Here is an 8907-nt window from a genome sequence, read left to right on the forward strand (position 1 = left end):
GCTAAAATCCCCCCCGGTAATTGCGAGCCACGCTAAGCAATCCAGAGTCCCTCCGCGGAAAGATTCTGGATTGCTTCGCTTCGCTCGCAATGACGCTGTGGAGACAGCCTCACTTCTGCGGCAGGCTCACCTTCACGTGCAGCTCGCGGAGCTGCTTGGGGCTGGGCTCCGACGGTGCGCCCATCAGGAGGTCCATGGCCTGCTGGTTCATCGGGAACAGCGAGACCTCGCGCAGATTGTTGGTGCCGCACAAGAGCATGACGATGCGGTCGACACCGGCGGCCATGCCGCCATGCGGCGGGGCGCCGTACTGGAAGGCGCGGTACATGCCGCCGAAGCGATCGACGACTTCCTGCTCGCCATAGCCGGCGATCTCGAACGCCTTCACCATCGCTTCCGGCACGTGGTTGCGGATGCCACCCGAGGCGATCTCGTAGCCGTTGCAGGTGATGTCGTACTGGAACGCCTTGATGGTCAGCGGGTCCTGGCCCTTCAAGGCATCGAGACCGCCCTGCGGCATCGAGAACGGGTTGTGCGAGAAGTCGACCTTCTTGTCCTCGTCGTTGTACTCGTACATCGGGAAGTCGACGATCCAGGCCAGCTCGAACCGCTCCTTGTCGGTGAGGTTCAACTCCTCGCCGACCTTGTTGCGGGCCAACCCAGAAAATTTCCAGAACTTGTCGGGATCGCCGGCGACGAAGAAGGCGGCGTCGCCTTCCTTCACGCCGATCTGCGCGCGGATCGCGGCGGTGCGCTCAGCACCGATGTTGTTGGCAAGCGGACCGGCACCTTCGCCGCCCTCGCGCCACATGATGTAGCCGAGGCCGGGCTGACCTTCGCCCTGCGCCCAGGAGTTCATGCGGTCGCAGAAGGCGCGCGAGCCGCCACCCGGCGCCGGGATCGCCCAGACCTGGTTCTTGGGGTCCTCCAACATGCGCGCGAACACCTTGAAGCCGGAGCCGCGGAAGTGTTCGGAGACGTCCTGCATCTCGATCGGGTTGCGCAGGTCCGGCTTGTCGCTGCCATATTTGCGCAAGGCTTCCGCGAACGGAATCCGGCGCCAGCCCTTGGTCACCGGCTTGCCCTTGGCAAACTCCTCGAACACACCCGTGATGACAGGCTCCATCGCGGCGAAGACATCGTCCTGCGTGACAAAGCTCATCTCGACGTCGAGCTGGTAGAACTCGCCCGGCAGACGATCCGCGCGTGGATCCTCGTCGCGGAAGCAGGGCGCGATCTGGAAGTAGCGATCGAAGCCCGACATCATCAAGAGCTGCTTGTACTGCTGCGGCGCCTGCGGCAGGGCATAGAACTTGCCGGGATGAATGCGCGACGGCACCAGGAAGTCGCGCGCGCCCTCCGGCGAGGACGCGGTCAGGATCGGCGTGTTGAACTCGAAGAAGCCCTGCCCCTCCATGCGCCTGCGCATCGACTTGATGATTTCGACGCGCGTCATGATGTTCTGGTGCAGCTTCTCGCGACGCAGATCGAGGAAGCGGTACTTCAGGCGGATGTCTTCAGGATATTCCTGGTCGCCGAACACCGGCAGCGGCAGGTCGCCGGCCGGGCCCAGCACCTCGATCTCGCTGACATAGATCTCGATCTTGCCAGTCGGCAGATCGTCATTGTCGGTGCCTTCGGGGCGGCGACGGGCCTTACCGTCCATCCGCACCACGAATTCCGAACGCAGCTTTTCGGCCTGCGAGAACGCCGGCGAGTCCGGATCGACCACGCACTGGGTCAGTCCGTAATGGTCGCGCAGGTCGATGAACAGCACGCCGCCATGGTCGCGAACGCGATGGACCCAGCCTGAAAGGCGGACCGTCTCGCCGATGTTGCTCTCGCGGAGCGCGCCGCATGTATGTGACCGGTAGCGATGCATGGTCGTCCCAAATTCAATGTCGGAGGATCGAATCGAACCGCCGAAACGGCAGGTTCAAAGTTGCGGCAGGGTTTACCTCGGCAGGACGGGGGCGGCAACCAAGGGAACGGCCCGTTTTCGGCTGGAAGTGGCCATTTTTGCCCAATCTCGGCTCAAGCCTTTGCCATCAGGCGTTCCACGCCTATCTTGAGGCCATGACAGTCCATTTCCCGTTCCAGAACTCCTATTCGGCGCTGCCGGACAGCTTTTTCGCCCGGGTCGCACCGACGCCGGTGGCAGCGCCCCGGCTGATCAAGCTGAACCGGCCGCTGGCGGTCCAGCTCGGGCTGGATCCTGATGTGCTGGAAACCCCTGAGGGCGCCGAGATCCTGGCCGGCAAGACGGTTCCCGCCGGCGCCGATCCGATCGCCATGGCCTATGCCGGCCACCAGTTCGGGCAATTCGTTCCGCAGCTGGGCGACGGACGGGCGGTCCTGCTCGGCGAGGTCATCGACAAGGACGGCATCCGCCGCGACATCCAGCTCAAGGGCTCCGGTCCCACCCCATTCTCCCGCCGCGGCGACGGCCGTGCCGCGCTCGGGCCGGTGCTGCGCGAATACATCGTCAGCGAGGCGATGTTCGCATTGGGCATCCCCACCACGCGCTCACTCGCTGCCGTCGTCACCGGCGAGCACGTCATCCGCGAGACCGCGCTGCCCGGCGCGGTGCTGACCCGCGTCGCCTCGAGCCATATCCGCGTCGGCACCTTCCAGTTCTTCGCCGTCCGCCGCGACACCGATGCCATTCGCCGGCTCGCCGACCACGTCATCGCCAGGCACTATCCGGAGCTGCTCGGCGCCGAGCGGCCCTATCACGCGCTGCTCGGTGGCGTCGTCGCACGCCAGGCCGATCTGGTCGCACGCTGGCTGCTGGTCGGCTTCATCCACGGCGTGATGAACACCGACAACTCATCGATATCAGGCGAGACCATCGATTACGGTCCGTGCGCCTTCATGGACGCCTACAATCCGTCGCAAGTGTTTTCCTCGATCGACGAGATGGGCCGTTACGCCTATGCCAACCAGCCGCGCATCGCGCTGTGGAATCTGACCCGGCTTGCCGAATGCCTGCTGCCGCTGTTTTCCGAGGATCAGGAAAAGGCGGTCGCCAAGGCCCAGGACATTCTTGGCGCCTTCTCCGACACGTTCAGCGACGGCTATCAGGCGGGCCTGCGCAAGAAAATCGGCCTGTTCACGGAGCGCGACGGCGACGACGCGCTGATCCAGGACCTGCTGGACGCCATGGCCAAGAACCAGGCCGACTTCACCCTCACCTTCCGCAAACTCGGCGACGCCGCTGGCGATCCGGCTGCTGACGATGCACGCGCGCAATTCATGGACCCCGCGGCGTTCGACGAGTGGGCCAGGCGCTGGCACGAGCGCACGGCGCTGGAGCCGCAAACCGCAGCCGAACGGCAAGCCGCCATGCACGCCGTCAACCCGATGTTCATCCCGCGCAACCACCGCGTCGAGGCCGTGATCCAGGCCGCGGTCAACGATGACGACTACACGCCGTTTGAGGAATTCGTGAAGGTGCTGGCTAAACCGTTCGAGGGCCAGCCGGACTATGCAGCCTACGCCGATCCGCCGCTGCCGGAGCAGCGGGTGCTGCAGACGTTCTGCGGGACGTGAGGCAAGCTCGGTGCGCACGTGGACGAGCCGAAGGCATAATCCAGATGCGGGGGTGCCGAAATCGTTTGTTCAAGACGATCATTCGCTCAGATCGTTACCACGATCTTGCCGAACTGCTCGTTTGACTCCAGAAAGCGATGCGCTTCGCCGATCTCCTCAAACTGAAACGTTTTGGCGATGATCGGTTGCAATGCGCCGTCCCGCAGCCCGTCGAGGATGAAGGTCTTCGCCTTAGCAAGCCGCGCGGGGTCGCGGATGATCTCGTGCACGAGATAGCCGCGCAGCGTCAGGCTCTTGGTCAGTACGTTGACCAGCGGAAACGGCGTCGGCTCTGGGCTCAGGCGGCCATATTCGATGAGAACGCCACCCGGCGACATCGCGGCGGTGAGCGGCTCAAATATGGGACCGCCGACCGCGTCGAACACCACGCGAACGCCGTTTGAGCCGACAATGTCCTGCAGCCGTGACCGGATGTCCTCTTCCACCGAGGCGATGACGTCGGCGGCGCCAGCATCGCGCAGGGCCTGCCGTTTGATCGAGGTTCGCGTCACTGCAATCGGGATCGCACCGATCCGGTTCGCGATCTGAATCGCTGCAAGCCCGACGCTACTCGACGCCGCGGTGATGACTACGGACTCCCCTCGCTCCAGCCCAGCAATATCGACCAGAGCGCCGAACGCCGTCAGATATTGCATCCATACCGCGGCCGCGGCGTCGAAGCCGAGCTCGGGCGGGTGCTTCACGACGAACTCCGCCGGAAACGTGACGAGCTCGCCATAAGCCGGCCATCGCACCATCGACACGGGCGGCACGATGCTGACGACCTCGCCCGGCGAGAAGCCGCTCACGCCTTCGCCGATCGCCTCGACGATGCCGGCGGCCTCGAGACCGAGGCCGGACGGAAAGGTCGCGGTCTCGATATAGGTCCCCTTCCGCAAGAGCGCTTCCGCGCGATTGAGCCCGAGCGCCTTGACCCTGATCTGCACCTCGCGCCTCCCTGGCGGCGCGACGTCGACGGTCTCGATGCGCAGCACCTCGGGGCCACCATGTCTGTGGAAGCGAACGACGCGCGCCATGAACACATCCAAAACAATTGAATTCAATGGAGCTATGCCAACCGGGCGGCGCCGGATAAAGCGTGCAGAGGGGTGAACAGTCGAAACCAGGAGTTTGCAATCATGGACCGCCTGACCAGCATGGCCGTCTTCGTCAAGGCGGTTGATGTAGGCTCGTTCGCCGCTGCCGCCGATGCGCTCGAAATGTCGGCGCCAATGGTCGGCAAGCACGTTCGTTTCCTCGAGGAGCGCCTCGGCGTCCGCCTCCTCAACCGCACCACACGGCGCCAGAGCCTGACCGAGACAGGCCAAGCCTACTACGAGCGCTGCCGCACTGTGCTCGCTGAAGCCGTGGCCGCCGACGCCGTCGCTTCCGACGAATTGTCCGAGCCGCGTGGCCGGCTCCGCGTGACCATGCCTGCCCTGCTGGGCCGGCACTGCATCGCCCCCTTGCTGATGAAGCTCGCGCGACGATATCCCCATCTGGAGCTCGATCTCTCGTTCGGCGACCCGATCGCTGACATCATCGAGGGCCGCTACGATCTTGCGATCCGGACCGGCGATCTACACGATCAATCCGGCCTGATGACGCGGCGCATCGCAAGCCAGCGCATGGTGGTGTGCGGCACGCGCTCGTACTTGCGCGCCAACGGCAAGCCGAAATCGCTCGACGATCTTGCCCAGCATCAGGCGATCATCTATCGCCGCTCCGGACGCGTCCGGCCGTGGCTGTTTCCCCGCGAGGGCCAGCCTCCGAGCGAAATCGTGCCGGCGGGAAGGCTCAGGCTCGACGATCTCGACGCGATCGCGGACGCCGCGTCACAGGGGATGGGACTGGCCTGGCTGCCATACTGGCTAGTCCGCGAACGCCTACGCGCCGGTACACTCGTCACTCTGTTGAGCGGTCAGCCGGGATTTCTCTACGACTGCCACGCGCTCTGGCCACGCTCGCCCCGGATGCCGCCGAAAGTTCGCGCCGCCGTGGACGCCTTGGCGGCCGCCCTGCCGAAGCTCATGACCTGACGCCTGATGCCGTGACGCCTGCATAGCATGCCGCGGCCGTTAACCCCCCGTCCACCATCCGGCCCGACCCGCCGCCGGTAACCACGAGAATTAACAGACCCTCAATTCGCCCCCGACAAGTTTAGCAATGTTGCTGGGGGATTTTGCCGTGGATCTGTTGGTTTTCGAGTTCCTGGGGCTGGCGCTGGTCGCCATGTGCGTGGTCGTGGTGGCACTGCCCTGCGCGCGCAAACCCTCCCGGCGGGTCCGCTACGAATAGGATTTTCGTCGGAAAATGCGATTCCGGTCCAAATGCAAGGCTCGAATTCGCTTCGAGCCCCTTGACATCACAGCGCTTTCGGCAGAACGGCTGATGGACTTGTCATGGGCCGTTCATGGATTTGATTACCACCACCGCTGACCTTGCGGCTGCCTGCAGCCGGCTGGCCAAGCACCCCGTCATTACCGTCGATACCGAGTTCCTGCGCGAGACCACCTATTACCCGCTGCTGTGCGTGGTGCAGATGGCCAGCGCCGAGGAAGCAATCGTCATCGACACCCTGGCCGAGGGCATCGACCTCAAGCCGTTCTTCGAGCTGATGGGCAACGAGGGCGTGTTGAAGGTGTTCCACGCCGCCCGCCAGGACATCGAGATCATCTGGCACCAGGCGGGTATCATCCCGCACCCGGTGTTCGATACCCAGGTCGCGGCCATGGTGCTCGGCTACGGCGACAGCATCGCCTACGACGCCCTGGTCGAGAAGGTCACCGGACACCGCCCGGACAAGACCCACCGCTTCACCGACTGGTCGCGCCGGCCGCTGACCAAGGAGCAGATGCACTACGCCGTGTCCGACGTCACGCATCTGCGCGACGTGTTCGCAGCGCTCGATGCCGACCTTAAAAAGCGCCGGCGCAGCGAATGGGTCTCGATCGAGATGGAAGTCCTGACCTCGCCCAAGACCTACGACTTCCATCCCGAGCGCGCCTGGGAACGGCTCAAGACGCGGGTGCGCAAGCCCAAGGACCTTGCGGTCCTAATGGAGGTCGCCGCCTGGCGCGAGCAGGAGGCGCAGAGCCGCGACGTGCCGCGAGGCCGCGTGCTGCGCGACGAGGCCGTCAGCGACATCGCGACCCATGCGCCGAACACGATCGAGAAGCTCGCAAACCTGCGCTCCGTGCCGAAGGGTTTTGAGAAATCCAAATGGGGCGCCGACATCGTCGCCGCTGTCGAGCGCGGGCTGGCGCGCGATCACGCCACGCTGCCGAAGCTGGAAAAGCCGCGCAACAATAACAATGGCGCCGCGATCGTCGAACTGTTGAAGGTGTTGCTGCGCATGACCGCGGAGCGCCATGCGGTCGCCAGCAAGGTGATTGCGACCGTCGACGATCTCGAGGAGATTGCGGCCGACGACGAGGCCGACGTGCCGGCGCTACGCGGCTGGCGCCGCGAGCTGTTCGGCGAGGCCGCCCTGAAACTGAAGCGCGGCGAGCTGGCGCTGGCGGTCGAGAAAGGCCGCGTGATCGGGGTTCAGCGAGCGGAATAGCCCCGATGCCTCCCGATGTCGTCCAGCACACCTGAAATCGCCGCGACCAGCTCGTCGATCTGAGTCTTGGTGACGATCAGCGGCGGGCAGATGGCAATGGCATCGAGCATGTTGCGCGAGATAACGCCGCGCTCCTGCAGCATGCGGCTGGCCATGCCGCCGACGGCGCCCGGCGTTGCCGCTGCGGTCTTGCGCGCCTTGTCCAGCACCAGTTCGATCGCAGCGATCATGCCGACACCGCGGACCTCGCCCACCAGTGGATGGCTGGTGAGTTCACGCAGCTTGCCTTGCATGTAGCCACCGAGCTCGGCGGCGTGCGCAACCAGCCCCCGCTCCTCGATGATCTTCAAATTCTCGAGCGCAATCGCCGAGCCGACCGGATGGCCGCCCGCGGTGAAGCCGTGGCCGAGCACGCCGATCTTGTTGCTCTCGTCGGCGATCGGTTCGAACATGCGATCGTTCATCATGATGGCCGACAGCGGGAAATAGCTCGAGGTGATCTGCTTGGAGACCACGATGGCGTCGGGCTTGATGCCGTAGGTTTCGCAGCCGAACATCTTGCCGGTGCGGCCGAAGCCGCAGATGACCTCGTCGGCGACCAACAGGATGTCGTACTTGTTCAGCACCTTCTGGATCTTGTCCCAATAGGTCGCCGGCGGCACGATGACGCCGCCCGCGCCCATCACCGGCTCGCCGAAGAACGCAGCGATCGTGTCCGGGCCTTCCTTCTGGATCAGCGCATCGAGTTCCTCGGCCCGCCGCGTCGCGAACGCTTCCTCGCTCTCCCCGGGCGCGCCATCCTTGTAGAAATGCGGCGAGCCCGTGTGCAGGATGTTCGGGAGCGGCAAGTCGAAAGAGCGGTGGTTGTTCGGCAGCCCGGTGAGGCTGGCGGACGCGATGGTGACGCCGTGATAGGCGCGCATCCGGCTGATCACCTTCTTGCGCTGTGGCTGGCCGAGCGCATTGGAACGATAGGCAATCAACTTCAGAACAGTGTCGTTGGCCTCCGAGCCGGAATTGGTGAAGAACACCTTGCTCATCGTAACAGGCGCGAGCGCGACCAGCTTCTCGGCGAGATCGATCGAGGGCCCGTGCGATTTGGCGGAGAACGTGTGATAGAACGGCAGCGCCAGCATCTGCTTGTGCGCGGCGTCGACCAGCCGCTTCTCGTTGAAGCCGAGTCCGACGCTCCACAGGCCTGCCATCGCCTCGAAATAGCGCTTGCCTGACGCATCGAACACGTAAGGCCCCTCGCCGCGTTCGATCACCAGGGGACCGGCCTGCTGATGGGCGCGCGCGTTGGTGTAGGGATGGAGCTGGTAGGCCACATCCCGGGCCTCTTGCGAATTGGGCAGCATGGACATTTGCAGGAATCCTTGAAAGCGTCACGTCGCCGGCGCGGCCAGCGTCATCACTCGATGATCCAGCTCCTTGGCTATTGCCACCGCGCAAAACTTGCAACGTCAATTCGTCGGCAGGAAGCGCTCAGCTGCGTTGCACAAAGCCGCACATCGGGCAGCTGTCACGCCGCACCGTCGTCATTCCCATCGCTATCGGCGGCAGCGGCCTCCCGCACCTCCACCAGCGCCATCGAGAGCAGATACACCGTCGTTGGCAGACCAAGACGGGGGGGGGGGGCGGGGGCCCCCCCCCCCCGCGGGGGGCCCCCCCCCACGGGAGACCCCCCAGAGAAAAAGCACCACCCACCACCGCAAACCCCCCGCCCCCCCACCCCCCCCCCCCGGCGGGTG

6 protein-coding genes are annotated in these 8907 nt (G+C 64.8%); 3 read left to right on the top strand and 3 right to left on the bottom strand.

Annotated features, from left to right (window positions below):
- Positions 1 to 109: 109 nt before the first annotated feature.
- Entirely contained in the window at positions 110 to 1882 is a 1773-nt protein-coding gene (aspS, locus tag AC0L23_RS39020; RefSeq protein WP_085352954.1) for an aspartate--tRNA ligase, read from the bottom strand.
- A 194-nt stretch (positions 1883 to 2076) separates the two neighbouring features.
- Here aspS and AC0L23_RS39025 point away from each other — a divergent pair, with 194 nt between their 5' ends.
- Positions 2077 to 3552 (top strand): protein adenylyltransferase SelO, encoded by a 1476-nt coding sequence (locus AC0L23_RS39025; protein WP_085384886.1) that lies wholly within the window; start codon positions 2077 to 2079, stop codon positions 3550 to 3552.
- Between the two features lie 86 nt (positions 3553 to 3638).
- Here AC0L23_RS39025 and AC0L23_RS39030 read toward each other — a convergent pair whose 3' ends face one another.
- Positions 3639 to 4628 (bottom strand): zinc-dependent alcohol dehydrogenase family protein, encoded by a 990-nt coding sequence (locus tag AC0L23_RS39030; RefSeq protein ID WP_085353061.1) that lies wholly within the window; start codon positions 4626 to 4628, stop codon positions 3639 to 3641.
- A 102-nt stretch (positions 4629 to 4730) separates the two neighbouring features.
- Between AC0L23_RS39030 and AC0L23_RS39035 the strand changes: the two genes are divergently transcribed.
- On the top strand, positions 4731 to 5630 hold the full coding sequence (locus AC0L23_RS39035) for a LysR family transcriptional regulator (RefSeq protein WP_085352952.1): 900 nt from the start codon (positions 4731 to 4733) through the stop codon (positions 5628 to 5630).
- Between the two features lie 374 nt (positions 5631 to 6004).
- Positions 6005 to 7156, top strand: coding sequence for a ribonuclease D (rnd, locus tag AC0L23_RS39040; RefSeq protein ID WP_018456286.1), 1152 nt, complete (start codon positions 6005 to 6007; stop codon positions 7154 to 7156).
- On the opposite strand, the gene AC0L23_RS39045 is transcribed toward rnd, so the two are convergent.
- Positions 7141 to 8520: an aspartate aminotransferase family protein gene (locus AC0L23_RS39045; protein WP_473358327.1), complete on the bottom strand. Its 1380-nt coding sequence runs from the start codon at positions 8518 to 8520 to the stop codon at positions 7141 to 7143. The two genes, rnd and AC0L23_RS39045, sit on opposite strands and share 16 nt — an antisense overlap.
- Positions 8521 to 8907: the final 387 nt, after the last annotated feature.

This window comes from Bradyrhizobium sp. MI1.4 (assembly GCF_055811315.1).

Excerpts from the sequence above, each read along its gene's own strand:
- AC0L23_RS39030 (WP_085353061.1), bottom strand. The coding sequence starts at position 4,628 with ATGGCGCGCGTCGTTCGCTTCCACAGACATGGTGGCCCCGAGGTGCTG.
- aspS (WP_085352954.1), bottom strand. The coding sequence starts at position 1,882 with ATGCATCGCTACCGGTCACATACATGCGGCGCGCTCCGCGAGAGCAAC.
- AC0L23_RS39035 (WP_085352952.1), top strand. The coding sequence starts at position 4,731 with ATGGACCGCCTGACCAGCATGGCCGTCTTCGTCAAGGCGGTTGATGTA.
- AC0L23_RS39025 (WP_085384886.1), top strand. The coding sequence starts at position 2,077 with ATGACAGTCCATTTCCCGTTCCAGAACTCCTATTCGGCGCTGCCGGAC.
- rnd (WP_018456286.1), top strand. The coding sequence starts at position 6,005 with ATGGATTTGATTACCACCACCGCTGACCTTGCGGCTGCCTGCAGCCGG.
- AC0L23_RS39045 (WP_473358327.1), bottom strand. The coding sequence starts at position 8,520 with ATGTCCATGCTGCCCAATTCGCAAGAGGCCCGGGATGTGGCCTACCAG.